Here is a 21552-nt window from a genome sequence, read left to right on the forward strand (position 1 = left end):
AAGATCTACTTGACCGAGCCGGCGGTCATACCGGCGAGGAAGAACCTCTGGGCAATGAGGTAGATGAGCAGCAGCGGCAGCGAGCCGAGCACGCTCATCGCCATCATCTGGTTCCACTCGAAGGCATGTTGGCCCATCAGCAGCTGTATGCCGATCGGGACGGTGCGCATCGACGTCGACTTGGTCAGCGTCAGCGCGAAGAGAAATTCGTTCCAGCATAACAGGAAAGTATAGACAGACGTCGCCACGATACCGGGCAGTGAGATCGGCACGATCACTCGCCAGAGCGCTGTCCAACTGGTGCCGCCGTCGACGGCGACAGCTTCGTCGAGATCGCGGGGCAAGGTGTTCAGATAGCCCGTCATCAAAAGGATCGCATAGGGCAGGGTAAACACCAGATAGGTGAGGATCAGCGCGATATAGGTGTCGAAGATGCGATACGAGACGACGAGCCCGAAGAAGGGAATCAGGAGCGTGATCGGCGGGATGGTCTGCGTGCTGATGATGAGGGTGTTCAGGCTGCCCTTGCCACGGAAATTGAAACGGCTGAACCCATAGGCGGCAAGCAGGGCGATCAGTACCGTCAGCACAGTCACCGTGAAGGCCACGAAGTAGCTGTTGAAGAAGAAGCGCAGCTTGATCGGGTCGCCAAGGATGGCTGCATATGCTTCGAGCGTGAAGGCTTTCGGCAGGATGGTTGGCGGCAGGGCGAAGATCTCAGTGTTCGATTTGAATGAGCTGCTCAGCATCCAGTAGATCGGGAAGGCCGCGAAAAACAGACCCCCGACAAGCGCGACATGCAGCGCGACGGTGATCACCCTGTCCTTGGTCGTGTTCCTTTTCCTCATGATGACTACCGGGCCTTTTGATAGCGGATGTAGAACAGTGTCAGGCCAAGCGAGATCAATAGGATGATCACTGCGCTTGCCGCCGCCTGCGACAGGTTGTAGCTTGAGAACGCCAGCTTGTAGGTGTAGGTGCTGAGCACCTCGGTCGAGTAGATCGGACCGCCGCCCGTCGTGATCCAGATCAACGGGAAGACCTGCATGGTCCAGATGAAATCGAGCAGCGAGATGCTGATGATGATCGGCATCAGCTGCGGGATGGTGATGAAGATCAGCTTCTGGTAGGCCTTCGCCCCGTCGATATCGGCGGCCTCATAGAAATCCTTGGGAATGCCCTGCAGGCCCGCGAGCAGGCTGACCATGAAAAGCGGGTAGCCCGCCCAGATATTGGCGAAGGTGACGGCATGCAACGCGGTCTCGGGCGAGGAAAACCATTCGATCTTGGAACCGATGAGACCCAACTGCATGAGAATGCTGTTGACGACACCGTTCGGCTCGAGCAGCAGGCGCCAGATCACCGCTATGATTACGGCGGTGAAAAGCCAGGGCAGTATGTAGAGCACACGCAGGATGTTGCGCAGCGTCGGATTGATGCGGTCGCTGTTCAGCATGAGCGCGAAGATCATGCCGATGGTCATGTGGAAAACCACACTCATGCAGGTGAAGTAGAGCGTGTGCCACAGCGAGGCCCAGAACACGGGATCGGCAAAGATCGCCTGGTAGTGTTTCAGTCCGGCAAAGGACGGGTCGCGACGCAGCACCGCGCTGTTCTGGAACGAATAGCCAATCACCGTCACCATCGGCAGCAGCATCAGCAGGCCGATTATCACCAGCGAGGGTGACAGATAGAGATAGGGTGCGACCGCTCGCTTGAGTCTGTGGTGGCGAGAGCGCTTCTGCCGGTTCATATGCCAACCTTGGGATACGCCTTCAAGAGAAGGGGCTTCGGAAACAGGTTGTCTCACGTTGCCGATCCGTTGTTGCCGGGAAGGCCTGGCCGAAGTCAGGCCCCCGGTTCGAAGATCGAAACGAAGAAACCGCCCGATCAAAATTTCGCCATCCAGCCCTTTTGAGCGTTGGCTGCGGCTTGTTCCGGAGACTGCTCGCCGGTGAGCATCTTTTGGGCTTGCACGTCGAACTGCGTCATCAGGTCTTCCGCCACCGGCAGGCCCGTGAACTCATTGGCAAGATAGCCGGTCTTGAAGATTTCGAAAGCCTTGCCGAAAGCCTTGTCGGCGGTCACGAAATCGGGCTTGGCCTTGACGTTGCCTGGGAAGGCGTTGGCCAGCGACACGAGCTTGGCGTTGACCTTCTCGCTCATCAGATACTGGACGAGCTTCCAGGCCTCCTCCTGATGTTTCGAGCCAGCGGAGATGCCGATGCCCCAGGAGGCATAGGGAAGGCCGCGCTTGCCAGTATAACCCTCCACGACCGGAACCGGGATGAGGTCGAAGTTCAGTTTGGGATTGCGTTTGCGGATGAGGTTCACGTGCGCAAGCGAGTCGATCATCATTCCGACCCGATCGTTGACGAATTCCTCGACCTTTTCCTGCTCAGTCTTGGTGGCGATGCCGGGCGAGATGGTGCCGGCGTCGTTGAGCGATTTGACGAAGGTCAGCATATCCACCACCGGTTTGCCCTCGAGGGCGGGCTTGCCGCCCGCCATCATCGATTGACCCGATGCCCAGACCCACGACATCATGTCGTTCTGGACGCCGGACGGTGTCTGCAACGAGAGCGGCAGAACCCAGCCATACTGGTTCTTGTCGGCATGGGTCATCTTCTTGGCGGCTTCCAGGAACTCCGCGCGGGTCGACGGCAGCTTGGTGACGCCCGCCTGGGCGGCGAGGTCCAGATTGACGAAAACCGGATAGACGAACGACGCCACGGGAAACATCACCGCTTTGCCGTCCACCTTGATGATATCCGCGACCTGCGTCTTGTCGAACCTGCTCGCATCCATCATCGGGTTCATGTCGGCCAGCGCATTCTGCGCGTTCAGATTGTTTACCCAGGCGCCGTCGAGACCAACGACATCGCTAAGCGTTCCAGTCGCAGCACCAACCGAGATCTGGTCTCGTGTCGTCGCATAGGGGCCGCTGACCAGCGTCACCTTGATTCCGGGGTTTGCGGCCTCGAAGTCATTCATGATTGCCCTGAGCGAGCCGGCTGGCAATTCCGGCTCCCACCATTGGGTGAATTCCAGCGTCGTGTCCGCCATGGCGCTGGTTGCGCCAAGCAACCATGCGGCCGCGGCTATTTTCAGCATCGCGGGTTGTATCCGAAACATCACTTTCTCCTCCTTCTTTGTGATCGGCCGCACAATGCGGACGATCGCCTGGTTTATTCAAAAGTCTTCATGCAAGTATTCTTGGCAGGCGCCTCGCTCTCGCCTGCGATCTGCTGCAGATCTTCAGATGGCTAGATGCGTCTCGGGATCGAAGAAATGGAACTTGGCATCGTCCACGGCCAACCGGATTTCCGCGCCGGAGTGGACGGCGCTGGCCGGCTCGAATCTCGCCACCGCGTTCGATGCCAGGCCAAAATCGTCCACCGCGTCCGGATCGCCGGAGTCCACCCGGACCGCGTCGATGTTGAGATGGACGATATGTTCAGAGCCGAGCTCTTCGATCGAAGTCACCTTTGCTGGGATCGTCTGATACTTGCGGCCGGATTCGAGGCTGCTGTCATAAAGATCCTCCGGCCGTATGCCGAACACGACCTTGCGCCCCTCATAGGACCTCAAGCCCGGCCTTCGCACGAAGGCTGCATCCTGCAGCCGGATGGCAAAGGTGCTGGCCGTCAGCTCGTCGCCCGTCAGTGTCCCTTCGAAAAGGTTCATCGACGGCGAGCCGATGAAGCCGGCAACGAAGGCGTTCACCGGCGATTCGTAGAGCCGCTTGGGTGTGTCGACCTGCTGCAGCACGCCCCCTTTCAGCACCGCGACCCTATCGCCCATCGTCATCGCTTCGATCTGATCGTGGGTCACGTATATGGTCGTGACGCCGAGCTGCTTTTGCAGGCTGGTGATTTCGGCGCGCATCTGCACGCGCAATTTCGCATCCAGATTGGAAAGGGGCTCGTCCATCAGAAAGGCGGCCGGCTCGCGCACCATGGCGCGGCCCATGGCAACCCGTTGACGTTGTCCGCCGGAAAGGTTTGCGGGCTTGCTGTCGAGCAGCGACGTCAGCTGAAGGGTTTTGGCGATCTCGTCCACGCGCTTCTTGCGCTCGGCCTTCGGCTTGCCCGCCAGCCGCATCGAAAAAGCAATGTTTTCAAACACCGTCATATGTGGGTAGAGCGCGTAGCTCTGGAAGACCATCGCGATGTCGCGGTCCTTCGGCGGCATGTCGACGACGTCGACCCCGCCAATGCGAAGACTGCCGCTGGTGATGTCCTCCAATCCAGCGATCATCCGCAAGGCGGTGGATTTGCCGCAGCCGGACGGCCCGACGAGAATCAAGAACTCGCCGTCCTCGACCAATAGGTTCAATTGGTCGATTGCGCGAAAATTGTTCCCGTAGGTTTTGCAGATATTCTCAAGAATGACTTCTGCCATATGCTTCCCTCCACACGTCCAAGCCGATGATTTTTGTTGTTCTCCTTGGCTTATTCCCCCTGTGAAATATTTCCTCGGATAGTCTTCAGCCTATGTTCCGGTACCGAGTTGCGCATATTTCAGTTCGACCGCCGACGGCGCGTTGGTCGATGCCAGGAGTTCCGTGACCTGGTCGTCGGTCGGAAGCGCCTCGCGCCCGCCGCGCCCCGTTACCGAAAGGGCGGCGGCCGCGGCCGCGAATGCCACCCGACCCGCGGTGTCGGCTCCGCGCGTCAATGCCTGGGCATAGGCGCCGTGAAAGCAGTCACCGGCTCCGGTCGAGTCGACGATCGCAACCCGGTGCGGAGCCAGGTGTCGGAGCGCCGTCTCCTCACGCCCGCGATAATAGGCGCCCTGGCCACCATCGGTCAGAACGACGGCGGACCGCGACGGCGACCACAATGCATCTAGCATCTCGGCGGGCGCTCGGCCGCCCGTGGCGATCCGCGCAAAGCCGAGTGGAAGAATGAGATGGTCGCAGAGCGCCATCAGCCTGTCCGTGGCTGGCCCGGCGCTCCATTCGATATCGCCGACGATCGCAAGGCCGAGCTCGCGAGCCCGAGCCACGACATCCAGCGAGCGGGTCGCGTAGCTGTCGACGATCAGGACGGTCGCGCGGCTGAGGATCTCGTCCGGAAAGTCCGGTGCGGTGCCCAGCATCGCATCGTCGTCATAGGCGATGAACCGGTCTCCGTCCGAGCCGACGGTGATGCGCGAGCGCACCGGGCGCGCGTCGGAGTGGCGCGGCGCGAAAGCAGTTTCAACACCGCACGCAACGAGGTCGCACAACATGGCATCGTCATCGGCGCTGCTCAGCCACCCGATGAACCCGGCGCTTCCGCCGAGCCGCGCGACGGCGGCCAACGCCGTCGCGACATTTCCGCCGAAAGCGCGGGTGCTTTGCAGAACCTTCCCCTTGCCTGCCGACAACGGCTGGTCGACATAGACGATGTCGTCGATCGCAAAGGCGCCGAAGCCGAGGATTGAAGGGATGGTGGGCATCGTTCAGGCGCCTGCCTTCGCAAGCGCTTCTTGCGCCGATAGCCCGTCATGGATGACGCCCCGAAAGGCAAGCGCTGCCTTCTGAGGATCGCCGTGCCCCCAGAGATTACGGCCCACTACGGCGCCGCGCGCGCCGGCACGGATGGCGTCCGCCGTCTGCTGAAGCGCGCCGAGCAGCGTATCGGTCTTCGGACCACCCGCGATGACGACCGGCACCGGGCAGGTCCGGACGGTCTCTCGGAAGGACTCGAATTCGCCCGTGTAGCCGATCTTGATGACGTCGACGCCGGACTCATAACCGATGCGCGCTGCATAGGCGATCTCGTCGGGGGTGAAGACGATCTTTGCTCCGTGGGTGAAATCGCGAGGGTAGATATGCGCCACCACAGGCATGCCGTACCGGGCCGCTGCATTCACCGAATCCGTCAGCCAGCGTATGTATTTGCCCTCGGTCGCGCCGCGCACCGGAATGGCCACGGCCAACGCATCGGCCCCCGCGCGCACCGCATCCTCGGGCGTTGCGATCAACTGGCTGATGCGGTCGTCGGGAGTGAAGCAGCCCGCCTGAATCACCAGGGAAGCCTTGCCCGCATATTGCGGCCACAGATGGCGCGCGGTGCCAGGCTGGATACTGACGTAGTCGGGTTTGCCCGCCATGACACGTGCGAGCGCCCCCGGCAGGTCGGCAAGGCCGCCTTTGCGCACATCGCCATAGCCGACGAAGTGGTCGACCGCGCCGCCAAAAAGATTCCCCGACTGATGCGAGAAGAGGCGCGCAAGACGCACCTTGGTTCCTAGGTTCATGAATTCAAAATTCCCCAATCGTTTGTTTTCAAAATCCCGCTGCGTCAGCGTTTTCACATGCTGTATAAAAATTTTACGCGCGTCAATAATCAAAACGTTGTATAGCGGCTTTCGACTGTGATCCATTGCTGGCGCAAGCGTGCAGCCGGGCCATGACCGCGTTGGGAGGAACGATCTGAAATGCATGGAAAATCAAAGACAAAGCTCGGCATCGGCGTCATCGGATGCGGCAACATCTCGATGACCTATCTGCGCAATGCGGGCCTGTTCGGCGGGGTCGAGTTGCGCGCCTGTGCCGACATTTCTGCCGACATGGCCGCGCTCCGTGCCAGAGAATATGGCATCCGCGCGCTCGGCGTCGATGCGCTGCTGGCTGAGCCCGACATCGACCTTGTCCTCAACCTCACGATACCGGCGGCGCATTTCGACATCTCGTTTTCTGCGCTTTCAGCCGGCAAGCACGTCTTCACCGAAAAGCCTCTGGCGACGTCCGCCGCAGATGGGCGCCGGCTGGTTGCCGAGGCGGCGAAGCGCGGGCTGCTGCTCGGCTCGGCTCCCGATACCTTTCTCGGCGCTGCCGGACGGCGGGCGCGCCGATTGATGGACGAGGGCGCGATCGGCCGCGCCGTGACCGGCACCGCCTTCATGATGGGGCGCGGCATGGAGCACTGGCATCCCAATCCGCAATTCTACTACCAGCCCGGCGGCGGCCCGGTCTTCGACATGGGTCCTTACTACCTGACCATGCTGGTAAACCTGCTTGGCCCGGTCGCCCGCGTCATGGCAATGGCGACGCGCGGCCAGGACGAACGCCTGATCACCGCCGACGGCCCTTACAGGAACACCACATTCAAGGTCGGCACGCCGACCAATATCTTGTCACTGCTCGAATTCCGCTCCGGTGCCACCGTCACCTTCGGTGCCTCCTGGGATGTCTTCAAGCACTCCAACCATCCGATCGAACTGCACGGCACGGAGGGCTCGCTGAGGCTGCCCGATCCCGACACCTTCGGTGGCACCGTGTCGCTCTCGGCGCGTGGCGCCGACTGGAAAGATCTCGAGAGTGAGAGCGAGCTCTACGGCGCGCGCAACTGGCCCTACGGTGCACCCGATCGCGCCAACTACCGCATGCTCGGCGTCGCCGACCTGGCGCGGGCGCTGACGGAGGGCCGCAAGCCGCGGGCTTCGGGCGATCTGGCGCTGCATGTGCTGGAGGTCATGGAAGCGACCCTGGCCTCTGGCGCAAGCCGCGGCTCCGTCGCCGTCGACGACACGGTCGACCAGCCGCCGCTGCTCGGCGAGGACGAGGCGGCAAGCCTGCTGGCCTGAGGAGATATCGGTCGATGACGACATCACCGCCGACGGCAACACCGACCCTGTCCGCGCTCGATCCGCAGGCGCGGCATGTTCTCGATCTCGGTCGCCGGACCAACACCCCGCCGTTCGAGGCCGGCACGCCGAAACAGGCACGCTGCGCCTATGAAGACGGTATTGCGGACTTGCAAGGCGAGCGCGAGCCGGTGGGCTCAGTCACCGAGCCCACAATCGCCGGACCCGGCGGCCCACTGACCCTGAGGATCTATCGCGGGCAGGGCGCGCCTGACGCAGGGGCCCCGGCGCTGCTCTACCTGCATGGCGGCGGCTGGGTGATCGGCAATCTCGAATCGCACGACGAGATCTGCCGCTGGTTCGCCAACATCGGGGCTTGCGTCGTCGTATCGCCCGACTACCGACTGGCGCCGGAGCACAAATTTCCGGCTGCGGTCGAGGACTGCCGCGCCGTGCTTTCCTTCATGCACAGTCATGCCGCCGATCTCGGCATCGAGAGCAAGCGAATCGCCGTCGCGGGCGATAGCGCCGGAGGCAATCTGGCCGCCGTGCTCAGCCTGCTCGCACGGAGCGATCGCATCCCTCTGACGGCGCAACTGCTCCTCTATCCCAATACCGATGCCACGCCGACGGCCGACAGCTACCGCCGCTTCGCCGAGGGGTTCGGCTTGACCGCCACGACCATGGCCTGGTTCCGCGATCACTATATCCGCGATGCTGCCGATATTGACGATTGGCGCGTCTCGCCGCTCAAGGCGGCAAACCTTGCAGGGGCTGCTCCCGCCTTCTTCGCCGTCGCCGGTCATGACATTCTAGCCGACGAGGGCGAAGCCTATGCCAGGCGTCTACAGGACGCTGGTGTAGCGGTCGTGCTCGAGCGATGGCCGGGCCAGATCCACGGATTCGTTTCGATGGGCCGCCATGGCGAGGCGTCGCGGCAGGCCGTCGAGGCCGCGGTCAATGCATGGCGGGAGTTCGATCCTGCTTTCAGCAGGTCTCAGGCCGATTGACGCATCACCAGCGTCGCATCGAGACTGACCTTCGGTGTGACGGCGGCGCCGTTCTCGTCGAGCAGAGTAAGCAGCGTCTCGACGCTATGGCCGGCCATTGTCGCAAAATCCTGCGCCATGGTGGTAAGCGCCGGGCAAGTGTAGCGGCTGAGCGGATGGTCGTCATGGGCGGCGACGCGCAGGTCGCAATCGGCCTTGCGGCCCACTTTCAGGCCTTTCGAGAAGACGGCCGCCATCACGCCGAAAGCCAGGCGGTCGTTGGCGCACAGGATGGTCTGGCCTGGCAATCCGCCGTTGCCGAGCAGCTTCTCGGTCTGTTCATAGCCAATACGTTCAAATTCCCACGTGTAGTCCTGCACGTTGCCAAAAACGACCGGCTCCTGTCCGAGCCGCTTCATGGCATCGACATAACTCTCCACCCGCTCGCGCGAATTGTGATTGACGTGCGGGATATCGAAATAGACCGGCGGATCGCCGGAGCGGCAGAGATAGTCGACGATGGTCGCAACGCTCTGCGTGTTGTTGTTGCCGACGAACGGCGTGTTGCCCTCGAGATAGGTGTCGAAATAGACGATCGGGATCGCTTGCGTCAGCTTCTCGATTGCCCGCTCGTCGGAACGCCGCCCGAGCGGCGCAACGAGCGCGCCCGAGACCTTCAGCGACAGGATGGTCCGCGTCGCCTCGACTTCGAGTTTGCTCGATCCATGCGAGGAGATGACGATCGGCCAGTAGCCTTCGTCGCGCAGCCGCAGCTCGATGCGGCTGACCATCTCGGAATAAAAGGGATCGGTCAGTGTCGGCACAACGATGCCGATGCTGCGGGTGCGCTTGCGATTGAGGTTACGGGCGAACAGATTGGGCCGATAGTCGGACGAGCGCAGCGCGTCCTCGATGCGCTTGCGCGTTGCCGGCTTGACACTGGTCGGATCGTCGAAAAATTTCGACAGTGTCGGTCTGGAGACGCCGCAGGAACGGGCGAAATCCTCCATCGTCTTGTGCGTAATCGCCATCCAGATCCTCGCAGCACGGATATTTCCCGGTCTGATCCACGCGCCGCCTCGGCGCCTTCCATACGGTGCGCCCACCCGCGACCGCAAGTTTAAAAATTTACAGGAGGCGCTCCACGTTTCAACGCGTCGATGAAAATTATTCCGTGCGTAAATTTATTAATTGACGTGGAAAAGTGCGTGCCATACCAGTCTTGCAGGCTACGCCATGCGCGGCAAATGCCCGAGGACGTGATGAAGAAGCTGGTCTGCGCCGGCGAAATCCTGGTCGAGATCATGACTGAACGGATCGGCCAGAGCTTTCTCGAACCCGGGCCGCTGGTAGGGCCATTCCCGTCCGGCGCGCCGGCCATCTTCATTGGCCAGGCAGCCGCGCTTGGCCAGCCAGCAGGCCTCATCGGCGCCGTCGGCGAGGACGATTTCGGCCAGCTCAACATTGACCGGCTGCGAGCGCTCGGGGCCGACGTTTCGGCGATCGCGACTCACAAGGGCCATGCCACTGGAACCGCTTTCGTCACTTATCGGGCCGATGCCTCCAGGCATTTCGTCTTCAACATCCGCAACAGTGCGGCGGGCCTGCTGGACATCGATGATGTGGCAAGGCGGTTGCTCGCGGGCGCCGACCACGTCCATGTCATGGGCTCGTCGCTGTTCTCGAACAAGGCTACCGATGTCGCTCTAGCAGCGGTCGCGGCCGTGAAGGCCAAGGGCGGCACCGTGTCCTTCGACCCCAACGTCCGGCGCGAGATCATGCAGGACTCCGGTATGCGCGAGGCGCTCGACCGCGTCTTGGTGCAGACCGATGTCTTTCTGCCGAGCGGCGACGAGTTGCTCCTGTTCTCTTCAGTGGGCGACGAGCAGGGTGCGATTGCCGATCTGCTTGGCCGGGGCATCTCCTGCATCGTGCTGAAGAAAGGGGCTAACGGGGCCGTCTATCATGATCGCCAGAGCTCGATCGCAATGTCTGGATTTGCTGTCGAGGAAGTGGACCCGACCGGAGCCGGCGACTGCTTCGGCGCCGCCTTCGTTTCGATGTGGCTGCGCGGCGCCGCACCCGTCGACGCTCTGCGCGTCGCCAACGCCTGCGGCGCACTTGCCGTTACCCGCAAGGGACCGATGGAAGGCATTCATCGGCTCGCCGAAGTCGAGGCTTTCATCGCCAACGCCGGGGCGCAGGCATGAGCGGCGCCGCCGCACGTTTTGCCAATGTCGCCGCGCGCCGCGCCGCTGGTGGCAAGGGCGGCATCGCCTCGATCTGCTCGGCGCATCCGCTGGTAATCGAGGCGGCACTACGCCACGGCGCGGCGCATGGCGCCGATGTGCTGATCGAGGCGACTTGCAACCAGGTCAACCACGAGGGCGGCTATACCGGCATGACGCCGGCCGCCTTCCGTGCATTCGTCGAAAAGCACGCCAGCAACACCAGCTTTCCGCTCGACCGGTTGATCCTCGGCGGTGATCATCTCGGCCCCAATCCTTGGAAGCGTCTGCCCGCCACCGACGCGATGCAAAAGGCGAAGGCGATGATCGGCGCCTATGCCGAAGCCGGCTTCACCAAGCTGCATCTCGACACCAGCATGGCCTGCGCCGGCGATCCACTTGCGCTCCCCGACGAAACGATCGCCGCCCGCGCCGCCGAGCTTGCTGCGATTGCAGAGGCGGCGGTCGCGCGCACCGGCGGTGAAAAGCCGGTCTATATAATCGGCACCGAGGTGCCGGTGCCCGGCGGCGCGCTCGAAGCGCTCGAGCACATGAATGTCACCGAGCCCGCCGACGCACTCCGCACGGTCGAGGTCCACCGCCAGGCCTTTTCCCGCCTCGGCCTCGACGGCGCCTTTGCCCGCGCCGTCGGCGTCGTTGTCCAACCCGGGGTCGAATTCGGCAATGCCGACATCATCGCCTATGCGGCGGAGAAGGCGACCAAGCTGGTCGCGGTGCTGGAACGCATGCCGCAATTCGTCTTCGAGGCGCACTCGACCGACTACCAGCCGGCGGAAGCGCTGGGCATGCTGGTGCGCGACGGTTTCGCCATCATCAAGGTCGGCCCCTGGCTCACCTTCGCGTTGCGCGAGGCGCTTTACGGCCTTAGCCACATCGCCGACCAACTGGCGCCCGATCCGTCTCGCGAAAGCTTGCCCGCCACCATGGAGCGCATCATGCTGGCCACGCCCGGCAACTGGCAGAATTACTATCATGGCACGCCCGACGAGCAGCGTCTGCAGCGGCATTTCTCCTTCAGCGACCGCATCCGCTACTACTGGCCGGCGCCGGAAGCGCACCGCGCCACCCAGGCGCTGCTTGGCGCGCTTGGCGAGCGCGAGATCACACGCCCCCTGGTCAGCCAGTATCTCGGCCACTTGGAAGATGGTGTCGCCGCCGGCCGGTTCAGGCCGACCGCGCACGAGCTTCTCGTCGGCAGCGTCACACGCGTCCTCGACATCTACCGCGGCGCGACGAGCGCGTAGCGCGCCCGGCTCAGCAGGGGTGCGCCGAGATTCAGGTCAGGCCCAGTCGAAAATGGTGGCTCGCGAGAACCGGTGCAGAGCGCACTCGAGGCACGTGCGCACCGGACGCGGAGAAAGCCGTCATCAGCAGGCCGGCATCGCTTAAGGCGAAAAAGTCTCGCGGTCGTAATAGGCCATGTTGGAAGCGATCATGACCACACGGGCGGGCGCTTGCTCGCTAACCCCCATCAGGCCGATGAGGAAGCAAAAAGCCATTGATTTTCATTTGGAGTCTCACACCCTCCAGGCCCACCAAAATGCCGCGGTAATATTTTGATGTTCTTATGCTTTTTCGATATGGCCCAAACGTGGACTCGAAACCCTCGACCGCCGCGTTGGAAGTGCGATCTTCACAGCACCTTTCGAGACAATAGGCTGTTTCGATCTTGCCCGCGAATTTCGAGGAGCTGATGTTGGAGTGCGACCTGTCACAAGCACCTTGATGGTCAGTTGGTCTTCAATTGACTGCCACGGTTCTCCGCAATCCAGCGGGCAGCCAGCACCAGCGCGCCCATGCTGAAATCCTTGCCATGCCTGGCGACCATTTCTTCCGACAGTTTAGCGAGTTTCTCGAAAAATTCGTCCTTGCTCTTGTCCTCGGCGGTGGATTCGGTCTGCATGTTTTTCTCCAGTTTTGTGCGGATCGCTTTGGCTATTTGAACATCTGCGCCGGAAAGGTGACGATCGCGGCCGTACCGTCGACGGCGCCTACTGCCAGGTGCCGTCCGTCGCCCGACCAGGCAAGCGCGGTCACCGCGCCGCCCAGGGCCCTGACGAGGAGTTCGTCCCGCACGCCGATCTGGGCGATGGCGATGCGACCATTCGCATAGCCGGCCGCGATGAGTCTCTTGTGTGGATGGGCAGCCAGCGTCTCGACCGGAACCAGCCCGGTGCGGCCCGTCTCGAGAGCGCCGGAGGTTTCGCCATCAAGTGGCGGCGCGGTCATCGACCAGCCGGCGATCCGGAAGGCGCCCGAGGCAAACAGCGCATTTCCTGGCGGGCTCCAACATACCGCCCGCACCGGCGACGGAAATCCAGCGACGGTGGTTACGCGGCTATCGGCCACGCTGACCAGCGCGAAGCCTCCTGTTTCGAGCCCGCAGGCCAGCCAGGTGCCGTCGCCACTCCAGCGAACCGTCGTCAGGCGCGCTGACAGAGGAATCTCAGCTATGGGACCAGCGTCGGTGTCTGTCGCCCAGATCGCCAGTCCGGTTTCACAGCCACAGGCGAGGTGCCGTCCATTCGGCGAGAACTCGAGCGTGTGGGCGGGAGATAGTGTTTCGCGTTGTAATCGTGTTGCATCGCCCTGGGCGCGCGACAGGAAGACGTCCCGCCCGTTGCTGGCCGCTGTCATCGCGACGCGAGGACTGTACTCTATAGCGATGATTGGCCCATCGACCTTGACCACCGTGTGCGCAATGTCGCCTTCCGCCATCAGATGCACCGCTTCACCTGCCGGCGTGCCGACGAGGAAGCCGGAGTGAAGGTAACTGGCCAGCGGCAAATCGCCGTCTCCCAGCGCCGCGGTGGCGATCAATGGCGCAGTCGGCTTTTCCCTGGGGCGGATCGTCGTCTGGCCGAGATCGCCGCTTACCCTGATGCGCGACTCCGGCGGTTCTGGGTCCGCGACCGCGGCAATGGCGACCGTTCCATCCACACATGAGAATGCGACGGCCGAGCCATCCGCGCTGAAGCGAAGATCGGTGATCGCCGAAGGGCGACGCCAGCTGCGCCCCAGGAGGTCGAACAGGGTCAGGTTCTGTAATGCGTGCTGGTTCATGGCCATTTCCTTCGTCAGTTTCCGGTCTTCGCCAGGCCGCGGTCGACCTCCTCGATGCCGGCTTCAGCGGCGACGATGCCCTCCTCGCACGCCTTGCATACCTGCCTGATTTCCGCGGCGCCTTCTTCGGCGTCATGCAAATCCTGCACCAGTTGCTCGGTGGCGCCGCTCCTGCCGATTTCGAGGCTCAGGCGCAGCACATCCATCTCGATGCCGGCGAGCTTCTGGTTGAGCCGCAGCGCCTCGGCGGTGAGCGCCGAGACCTGGGCGACAAGATCGAGCCGGCGAAGGAGCAGCGCGTCACGCGCAGCGGCTTGGTCCATCGGATCCTCCGTCATATTTCGCGCCGAACCATCGAGCCGGGCGGCTTTTCGAAAGCCGAAAGCATTTTTGGCAATGTGCCGGCCTGTGACCGGAACTGCTTTTCGGCCGTTTCGATGTGGCTCTTGAGCTGGTCCCAGATGTCCACCCGCATCATCGCGGTCGTATCCCCGGTGAGGCGCTCGATTTCTTCGACGCGGAACTGGCGCGACAGCGAAACGCCGGAAAATACAAAGTCGCGCAGCAGGATGGCGTGGCTCTCGATGAACAGATGGATCATCGGATGCGTTTCGGCGGTGACGCCGCCGGCCGCAAGTTCGGCCCGGATGAAGCTCTGGAAGTGGCTCTGCAGGCGCAATTGGCTCTCGCCCATGAAGCGCATGACAAACACCAGATCACGGGGCATCAGCCTTACCAGATCGCCGGCAACGCCGTCGGACAGATCGGATGTTGGCGGCGGTCGGCTCCGGTTGTCCCTGTCGTTCGGCATAGCCTCTCTCCTGCTGAGCCGCATGGGCCGTCACGTTGAAATAATAGAGAGATCAGAAGAATTGAATAGATGGCGTGTATTTTTCTGAATGCTGCAGGTGCTAAGTAAATATATTGCGATTGCGAATAGAAGAAAATCATTACAGCCGTAAGTTACAATTGTAAAATAACGTTACAGCTGATGGCGATCTCTGCCGTCGAAATGCGCGTGGGTTGTTCCCAGCGGCCGGATGCGCCCTTATTTGCAAACTGGCACGGCGCTTGCTTTGTCTATTTCCATAAGAAGCCCATCGCGCTCTCGTCGCGGTGCTAAAAGAACGAAGGAACGGAGGAAGCAGGTCCGCTTCGCTACGCCATCGCAAGTGCGGTTGGCGTAGCGAGCCGCGCCAGACCCCTCACAAACCTTTGCCGCGATCCACTTGAACAGCCGGCCGTCGGTCGCGCCTGAATGCGCAACCCTTTGTCGTGCCGTTCGCACTCTCACTGGCGGCGCTGTTTGCCGTCTCACGCCCGGATCAAGGGATCCGCGGCTCAAACCTGGTGGAGGCTTATGACGATGTCGTCTTTGACGCTCAACAAGATTACCTCGCAACGCGGCATTTCCGTAGGCGAGGCGACGAAAAAGATTTCCGACCTCGGCTGGAACCCGACCTATGTCCAGGAAGCGATGACGTTTCCGACCGACTACAAGATCGCCAAGGCGCCGCGCGATCCGATGAAGCAGGTGCTGCGCTCTTACTTCCCCATGCAGGAGGAGAAGGACAATCGCGTCTATGGCGCGCTCGATGCCGCTCTTCGCGGCGACATGTTCCGCAACGTCGAGCCGCGCTGGGTGGAATGGATGAAGCTCTTCCTCGCCATCATTCCCTTCCCGGAAATCTCCGCCGCCCGTTCGATGGCGATGGTGGCGCGGCTGGCGCCGGGCGAAGATCTCAGGACCGGCTTCACCATGCAGATGGTCGACGAGTTCCGCCACTCCACGATCCAGATGAACCTGAAGAAGTGGTACATGGAGAACTACATCGATCCGGCGGGCTTCGACATCACCGAGGAAGCCTTCGGCAAGTGCTATGCGACGACCATCGGCCGCCAGTTCGGCGAAGGCTTCATCACCGGCGACACGATGACGGCCGCGTGCATGTACCTGACCGTCGTGGCCGAGACGGCGTTCACCAACACGCTCTTCGTCGCCATGCCCTCGGAGGCCGCCCGCAACGGCGATTACGCGTTGCCGACCGTGTTCCTTTCGGTGCAGTCCGACGAGAGCCGGCACATCGGCAACGGCCACTCGCTGCTGATGGCCGCGCTGAAGGAGCCTGAGAACCACCTGCTGCTCGAGCGCGACATGCGCTACGCCTTCTGGCAGAACCACGCAATCGTCGACGCCGCCATCGGCACCTTCATCGAATACGGCACCACCAATCGCGACAAGTCGAAGGAATCCTATGCGGAGATGTGGCACCGCTGGATTTACGAAGACTACTATCGCACCTACATGCTGCCGCTCGAGAAGTACGGCATCAAGATCCACCATGACGATGTCCAGGCAGCCTGGGAGCGCATCACCAAGAAGAACTACGTCCACAAGGTCGGCCAGTTCTTCGCTGTTGGCTGGCCGGTGAACTTCTGGCGCATCGAGGCCCAGACCGACAAGGACTTCGAGTGGTTCGAGCACAAATATCCGGGCTGGTACGCCGAGTTCGGCGACTTCTGGAAATGGTACGCCAAGCTGAGCCACAAGGGCGAGAAGGTGCTCTTGTTCAACAGCGATGTCGGTTACGTCTATCCGCACCGCTGCTGGTCCTGCCTCGTGCCTTGCCTGATCCGCGAGGACATCGTGGTCGACGAGATCGATGGGCAGCTGCACACCTTCGCCCACGAGCTCGACCGCTGGACCGCTGTCGAAGCCTTCGCCGACGAGTATCAAGGCCGTCCGACGCCCGCGATGGGCCGCTTCAGCGGCAAGCGCGAGTGGGAGACGCTCTATGACGGCTGGGATCTCGCCGATGCGATCAAGGACCTCAACTTCGTCCGTTCCGATGGCAAGACGCTGATCCCGCAGCCGCATTTGCGCTTCGGCACCGACGAGCAGTGGACGCTCGACGACGTGCGCGGCAACGTCCTCGGATCGCCGCTCAAGGCGCTTCGCGGCATGTCGCCGGCCGATCGTGAGAAGCACCTGGCCGAGTATCGGGCCGGCTTCACCATCACGCCCTTCAACTGACCATACGAGCGCGGGGGCCGGGTTCCGGCCCCCCGCGACATTCCAGAGGAAGGCCATCTCCTGTCCTGCGGACGGGCCGGAGAGGAATTGGGAGGTTATCGATGACTGGTGCTCACACCGTGCGCCTGGAGCCGGTCGGCGTCGAGTTCGAGGTCGAAAACGGCGAGACGGTCCTGAACGCGGCATTCCGCCAGGGGATTGCGCTGCCGCATGGCTGCAAGGAAGGGCAATGCTCGGCCTGCAAATGCGTGCTGCTCGAAGGCGAGGTCGACATGCTGAAATACTCGACCTTCGCCCTCAACGACACGGAGAAGGATACCGGGCACATCCTGTTGTGCCGGTCCATCGCCTATTCCGACATGCATGTCGAGCTTCTCAACTACGACGAGGAGGTGCTGGCGAAATCAATCGCGGTGAAGACATTCAAAGGCCGGATCTCAAAATTCGAACATCTGACCCATGACATCCGCGGCATCGAGATCGAGCTCGGCTCGCCGATAAAATTCTGGGCTGGGCAATATGTCGACATCACGGTCACCACGCAAAAAGGGGAGACGATTACGCGCTCGTTCTCCATGGCAAATACGCCGGACCAAACCCAAAAACTTTCCTTCATCATCAAGAAATATCCCGAAGGAAAGTTCTCCGGAGAGCTTGATTCCGGAGGCATTCGCGTCGGAGCCGAAGTCACTGTCGCCGGACCCTATGGAACCTGCTTCCGGCGGGAGGAACGGCAAGGTCCCCTGATCCTGGTCGGCGCCGGCTCCGGCATGTCGCCGGTTTGGTCGATCCTCAACGATCACCTGAAGAGCGGTGAGAAGCGGGACGTGTTCTTCTTCTACGGCGCGCGGACCCCGACCGACCTGTTCTATCTCGACAGGATCGCCGAGCTTGCCGGCCGCTACCCGGAGCTGAAGTTCATCCCGGTGCTGTCGCATGTGAATGGCGAGGCGTGGGACGGCGAGCGCGGCTTCGTCCACCAGAGCGTCGATGCCAAGCTCAAGCAACTGGCGGTCGACGGGCAGGGCGACGTCTACGCCTGCGGTCCGCCGCCTATGATCGATGCGCTGCAGCCGGTCCTGTTCATGAACGGCTTCGAGAGCGAACGCATCTTCTTCGACCGGTTCACCACGTCGTCCAGCGCCACCCCGGGCCATTGAGACGGCCCGGAGCCAGCGACACCAAAGCAACTGCAACAAGGGAGTGAAGACAATGGTAGCAACGTCGAGTTCAGTCGGATCGGGAGCCGCGGGAGCCGCGATCTTCGCCGATTCCGACAGCCGCAAATATCGGTATTTCGATCCGAAAGGCCAGCGCGCCACCCATTACGAGGATGTCACGGTCGACGTGCAGCCCGACCCCGAGCGCTACCTGATCCAGGACTGGATCATCTCCTTCTCGAACGGCAAGGGCGCCTACATCAAGGACAATACGGCTGCCAAGAGCTCGAACTGGCATGCCTTCCGGGCTCCCGACCAGGAGTGGGAGCGCACGCATTATCAGCGCCAGTCGAAAATCGAGACGATGGTGCAGAGCGTGATCACCAATGCCCGCCGCGCCGGCGCGCCGAAGACCTTCGACAAGGTGTGGGCCAAGCTCCTGCAGGCGCATCTCGGAGCGTGGAAACATGCCGAGTTCGGCCTAGGCACTTCGCTGATGCAGGCGCAGCGCTACGGCTACACGCAGATGATCAACAACGCCACGCTGACCAATTCGTCCTACAAGCTGAGGCTCGCCCAGGACATCACGCTCTATCTCGCTGAGATCGGCATGGACATCGCCGGCTGGGACGACGAACTCGGCAAGAAGCACTGGCTGGAGGACGGTGTTTGGCAGGGCACCCGAGAGGCGGTCGAAACCATCATGGGCACGACCGATTATCTGGAACAGTACTTCGCCATCAACATCGTGTTCGAACCGCTGGTCGGCGAACTGTTCCGCTCCGGCTTTCTGATGCAGGCCGCGGCGGCCAACCACGACTTCATCACACCGCCGGTGATCTCGGCGGCCGAAGCCGACTACGAGCGCAACCTCGCCAACACCATCGACCTCGTCTACCTGCTTGCCAATGACGAGAAGCATGGCGCGGCGAATAGGAAGCTCTTCCAGGGCTGGGTGAACAAGCACGGCGCGCTTGCCGACAAGGCAGCCACCGGCCTTCAGCCGATCTGGTCGATGCCGCATTCCAAGCCGATTTCCTTCACCGACGTTCGCGCCCAATCAGAGGAACGGATCGGCCAGATCCTCGGCGAACTCGGCCTCAAGCGCTGAACAGGGAGAAGACCAACATGTCAGTAGCAGCACGCGACGCCTCGCAGTCCAACATCTTCAAATCGATGAAGGACATCACCTTTGAGCAGACGATTTCGCACCAGTGCGGCGTCACCATGAACGACTCGGTCGAGGCACGCGCCATCGCCGAGTTCATGGGCAAGAAGCCGGGGGTCATCGTCACCTACCAGCCGGCCATGATCCGCATCGACGGCGACGGCAAGCTGATCTTCAAGATGGACGAGATCAGCGAATATCTCGGCCGCGACATGACCGCGGAGATTTTCGAGGTCAACACCTCCACCCATTACGGCCGCATGGTGCGCGTCGACGACAACACCGTGATCCTGTTCGGAAACATGGACGAGGTCTTCGAATACATCTGAGGAAGCCGGGCACCGGCGCGCTGCCCGATCGCGGCGCGCCCACTCCATCAACAGACGGCATCAACGCGACGATTGCGGAGGCAAGAATGTACAGGACACCTGAAGGCAAAGACATTTTCGTGGTCGATGGCCACACCCATTTCTGGGACGGTAGCCCGGAGAATCAGAGGAACATCCACGGAAAGCAGTTCATCGACTGCTTCTACGCCTATCATACGGGGCTGAGCCCGAAGGAGCAGCTTTGGGAGAAGGGCAAGTTCGAGAAATACAGCGCCGACGATCTCTATCGCGACCTGTTCATAGACGGTCCGGACGACGTGGCGATCGTCCAGTCAACCTATCTGAAGGATTTCTACAAGAACGGGTTCAACACGATCGAGCGCAACGCGGAGGTCGCCAAGCGCTACCCGGAGCGCTTCATCATCAATGGGTCCTTCGATCCGCGCGACGGCGAGAAGGCGCTGGAATACATCCACTTCATGAAGGAGACTTATGACGTCAAGGGCGTGAAGATGTACACGGCCGAGTGGAATGGCGCCTCCAAGGGCTGGAAGCTCACCGATCCCGACGCCTACAGGTGTTTCGAACTCTGCGAAAAGCTCGGCATCAAAAACATTCACGTCCACAAGGGCCCGACAATCATCCCGCTCAGCAAGGACGCGTTCGACGTGCACGATGTCGACCACGCAGCGACGGATTTCCAGGGCTTGAACTGGATCATCGAGCATTGCGGACTGCCGCGCCTCGACGATTTCTGCTGGATCGCAACGCAGGAAACCAACGTCTATGGCGGCCTGGCGGTGGCGCTGCCCTTCATCCATTCGCGCCCGCGCTATTTCGGCGAGGTCATTGCCGAGCTGCTCTTCTGGATCGGGCCGGAAAAGATCCTGTTCGGCTCCGACTATGCGATCTGGACGCCGCGCTGGCTCGTCGAGAAATTCTGGGCGTATCAGATCCCCGAGGACATCGCCGCGGAACGCGGCGTGCAGCTGACCGACGAGATCAAGGAGAAGATCCTCGGGCTGAATGCCGCGCGCCTCTACGAGATCGACGTCGAAGCGAAGAAGAAGGCGTTCGCAAGTTCGCCCTTCAGTATCGCGGCGGAGTAGCGCCATGGCAACCGCCAGCGTTTCCGACAGCCGCGAGAAGGAACTCTGGCGGCGCCTTGGCGAGGTCAATGACCCGGAACTCGACGAACCGATTACCGAGATGGGTTTCGTCGAGCGCGCCGAGATGACGGGCGACGGCAGCGTGGAGGTCGATTTCCGCTTGCCGACCTACTGGTGCTCGCCCAACTTCGCTTTCCTCATGCTCGACGGCGTCCGCAAGGCGCTCGACCAGCTTTCCTGGTCGCCAGCCTATCGCGTGAAACTGCACGATCATATGTTCGCGGAGGAGGTCAATCGCGGCATCGAAGCCGGCAAGGCATTCGGCGACATATTCGCCGAGTTAGCCGCAGACGCGGATCTCGGCGCCGTGCGCGAAACCTTCAAGATGAAGGCATTCACGCGCCGCCAGGAAGCGGTCCTGCGCGGACTTCGGCAGCACGGCCTGACGGATGTCGAAATCCTCGGCATGGACCTGCCGGCATACGATGCCGCCAGCTTCGAGCCGGGCGAGGCGGCCATGCAGAAGCCACGGTACCGGGCAGCGCTGCTGGAGCGGTTTCCCGATCGCCGTATGGACGATCCCGTCTTCGTCACCTGGGAAGGGCGGCAAATTCCGCCTGCCGCGCTCAGTGCCCATCTCGCCGAGTTACGCGGTGTGCGTGTCAACATGGAGTTCAACGGTGCGCTTTGCCGTGGGCTCAAGCAGACAAGATACAAGGAACTGAGCGTGGTCAAAGGCGAGCCGACGCTGGTCGACTTTATCATGGATCGCGTGCCGGCGCGAAACGCGCCGGCCGTCTAAGCAGCGCCGAAAGCAACGGCCTCCCTCGCACGAGGCCCCCAACCAACAACCCGCCCGTAAGGCGGAAGGAG

Annotated in this window: 21 protein-coding genes; 10 read left to right on the top strand and 11 right to left on the bottom strand. The window is 61.9% G+C overall.

The genetic code is table 11. The features are described from left to right. Positions 1 to 5 precede the first annotated feature (5 nt). The 6 genes from LB565_RS09110 to LB565_RS09135 all read right to left on the bottom strand — a co-directional run bounded on the left by LB565_RS09110 (position 6) and on the right by LB565_RS09135 (position 6249). Positions 6 to 848, bottom strand: a complete 843-nt coding sequence (locus tag LB565_RS09110) for a carbohydrate ABC transporter permease (protein ID WP_224583021.1) — start codon at positions 846 to 848, stop codon at positions 6 to 8. 5 nt (positions 849 to 853) lie between these two features. Next, complete coding sequence (locus tag LB565_RS09115) at positions 854 to 1753, bottom strand: carbohydrate ABC transporter permease (protein WP_224583023.1); 900 nt, start codon at positions 1751 to 1753, stop codon at positions 854 to 856. A gap of 137 nt (positions 1754 to 1890) precedes the next feature. Beyond that, positions 1891 to 3135 carry an ABC transporter substrate-binding protein gene (locus tag LB565_RS09120; RefSeq protein WP_224583035.1) on the bottom strand — a complete coding sequence of 415 codons (1245 nt, stop codon included), beginning with the start codon at positions 3133 to 3135 and terminating at the stop codon, positions 1891 to 1893. Positions 3136 to 3258: 123 nt separating this feature from the next. Further along, positions 3259 to 4404, bottom strand: coding sequence for an ABC transporter ATP-binding protein (locus tag LB565_RS09125; RefSeq protein WP_224583036.1), 1146 nt, complete (start codon positions 4402 to 4404; stop codon positions 3259 to 3261). 90 nt (positions 4405 to 4494) lie between these two features. Next, complete coding sequence (locus tag LB565_RS09130) at positions 4495 to 5445, bottom strand: PfkB family carbohydrate kinase (RefSeq protein WP_224583038.1); 951 nt, start codon at positions 5443 to 5445, stop codon at positions 4495 to 4497. A gap of 3 nt (positions 5446 to 5448) precedes the next feature. After that, positions 5449 to 6249 (bottom strand): class I fructose-bisphosphate aldolase, encoded by an 801-nt coding sequence (locus LB565_RS09135; RefSeq protein ID WP_224583118.1) that lies wholly within the window; start codon positions 6247 to 6249, stop codon positions 5449 to 5451. 180 nt (positions 6250 to 6429) lie between these two features. Between LB565_RS09135 and LB565_RS09140 the strand changes: the two genes are divergently transcribed. Both LB565_RS09140 and LB565_RS09145 read left to right on the top strand, forming a co-directional pair. After that, positions 6430 to 7578 (top strand): Gfo/Idh/MocA family protein, encoded by a 1149-nt coding sequence (locus LB565_RS09140; protein ID WP_224583041.1) that lies wholly within the window; start codon positions 6430 to 6432, stop codon positions 7576 to 7578. A 14-nt stretch (positions 7579 to 7592) separates the two neighbouring features. Further along, the gene (locus LB565_RS09145; RefSeq protein WP_224583043.1) at positions 7593 to 8588 is read left to right on the top strand and encodes an alpha/beta hydrolase; all 996 of its coding nucleotides are present in this window, start codon (positions 7593 to 7595) and stop codon (positions 8586 to 8588) included. On the opposite strand, the gene LB565_RS09150 is transcribed toward LB565_RS09145, so the two are convergent. Continuing rightward, the gene (locus LB565_RS09150) at positions 8576 to 9598 is read right to left on the bottom strand and encodes a LacI family DNA-binding transcriptional regulator (RefSeq protein WP_224583045.1); all 1023 of its coding nucleotides are present in this window, start codon (positions 9596 to 9598) and stop codon (positions 8576 to 8578) included. The two genes, LB565_RS09145 and LB565_RS09150, sit on opposite strands and share 13 nt — an antisense overlap. Before the next feature lie 231 nt (positions 9599 to 9829). On the opposite strand from LB565_RS09150, the gene LB565_RS09155 reads away from it, so the two are divergent. Both LB565_RS09155 and LB565_RS09160 read left to right on the top strand, forming a co-directional pair. Further along, positions 9830 to 10777, top strand: coding sequence for a sugar kinase (locus LB565_RS09155; RefSeq protein WP_224583120.1), 948 nt, complete (start codon positions 9830 to 9832; stop codon positions 10775 to 10777). After that, the gene (locus LB565_RS09160; RefSeq protein ID WP_224583047.1) at positions 10774 to 12060 is read left to right on the top strand and encodes a D-tagatose-bisphosphate aldolase, class II, non-catalytic subunit; all 1287 of its coding nucleotides are present in this window, start codon (positions 10774 to 10776) and stop codon (positions 12058 to 12060) included. The genes LB565_RS09155 and LB565_RS09160 overlap by 4 nt, the downstream gene beginning before the upstream one ends. A gap of 485 nt (positions 12061 to 12545) precedes the next feature. On the opposite strand, the gene LB565_RS09165 is transcribed toward LB565_RS09160, so the two are convergent. Genes LB565_RS09165 through LB565_RS09180 form a run of 4 tightly spaced genes read right to left on the bottom strand, consistent with a single transcriptional unit; the run spans position 12546 to position 14690 of the window. Then, complete coding sequence (locus LB565_RS09165) at positions 12546 to 12719, bottom strand: hypothetical protein (protein WP_224583049.1); 174 nt, start codon at positions 12717 to 12719, stop codon at positions 12546 to 12548. 32 nt (positions 12720 to 12751) lie between these two features. After that, the gene (locus LB565_RS09170) at positions 12752 to 13879 is read right to left on the bottom strand and encodes a WD40 repeat domain-containing protein (RefSeq protein WP_224583050.1); all 1128 of its coding nucleotides are present in this window, start codon (positions 13877 to 13879) and stop codon (positions 12752 to 12754) included. Positions 13880 to 13893: 14 nt separating this feature from the next. Further along, complete coding sequence (locus tag LB565_RS09175; RefSeq protein ID WP_224583052.1) at positions 13894 to 14202, bottom strand: hypothetical protein; 309 nt, start codon at positions 14200 to 14202, stop codon at positions 13894 to 13896. An 11-nt stretch (positions 14203 to 14213) separates the two neighbouring features. Then, positions 14214 to 14690, bottom strand: a complete 477-nt coding sequence (locus LB565_RS09180; RefSeq protein WP_224583054.1) for a hypothetical protein — start codon at positions 14688 to 14690, stop codon at positions 14214 to 14216. A 549-nt stretch (positions 14691 to 15239) separates the two neighbouring features. Here LB565_RS09180 and LB565_RS09185 point away from each other — a divergent pair. The 6 genes from LB565_RS09185 (at position 15240) to LB565_RS09210 (ending at position 21481) form a co-directional block, all read left to right on the top strand. Then, a complete protein-coding gene (locus LB565_RS09185) occupies positions 15240 to 16913 on the top strand; it encodes an aromatic/alkene/methane monooxygenase hydroxylase/oxygenase subunit alpha (RefSeq protein ID WP_224583056.1) in 1674 nt (557 codons plus the stop codon). A gap of 101 nt (positions 16914 to 17014) precedes the next feature. Beyond that, on the top strand, positions 17015 to 18073 hold the full coding sequence (locus tag LB565_RS09190; protein ID WP_224583058.1) for an NADH:ubiquinone reductase (Na(+)-transporting) subunit F: 1059 nt from the start codon (positions 17015 to 17017) through the stop codon (positions 18071 to 18073). Positions 18074 to 18125: 52 nt separating this feature from the next. Continuing rightward, a complete protein-coding gene (locus tag LB565_RS09195; protein WP_224583060.1) occupies positions 18126 to 19184 on the top strand; it encodes an aromatic/alkene monooxygenase hydroxylase subunit beta in 1059 nt (352 codons plus the stop codon). 17 nt (positions 19185 to 19201) lie between these two features. After that, a complete protein-coding gene (locus LB565_RS09200; RefSeq protein WP_140535648.1) occupies positions 19202 to 19570 on the top strand; it encodes an MmoB/DmpM family protein in 369 nt (122 codons plus the stop codon). 86 nt (positions 19571 to 19656) lie between these two features. Continuing rightward, positions 19657 to 20679: an amidohydrolase family protein gene (locus tag LB565_RS09205; protein ID WP_140839152.1), complete on the top strand. Its 1023-nt coding sequence runs from the start codon at positions 19657 to 19659 to the stop codon at positions 20677 to 20679. Positions 20680 to 20683: 4 nt separating this feature from the next. Next, positions 20684 to 21481 (top strand): iron-sulfur cluster assembly protein, encoded by a 798-nt coding sequence (locus LB565_RS09210; protein WP_224583061.1) that lies wholly within the window; start codon positions 20684 to 20686, stop codon positions 21479 to 21481. Positions 21482 to 21552: the final 71 nt, after the last annotated feature.

The organism is Mesorhizobium sp. CA14, assembly GCF_020165195.1.
In the GTDB taxonomy this organism is placed as follows: Bacteria; Pseudomonadota; Alphaproteobacteria; order Rhizobiales; family Rhizobiaceae; genus Mesorhizobium.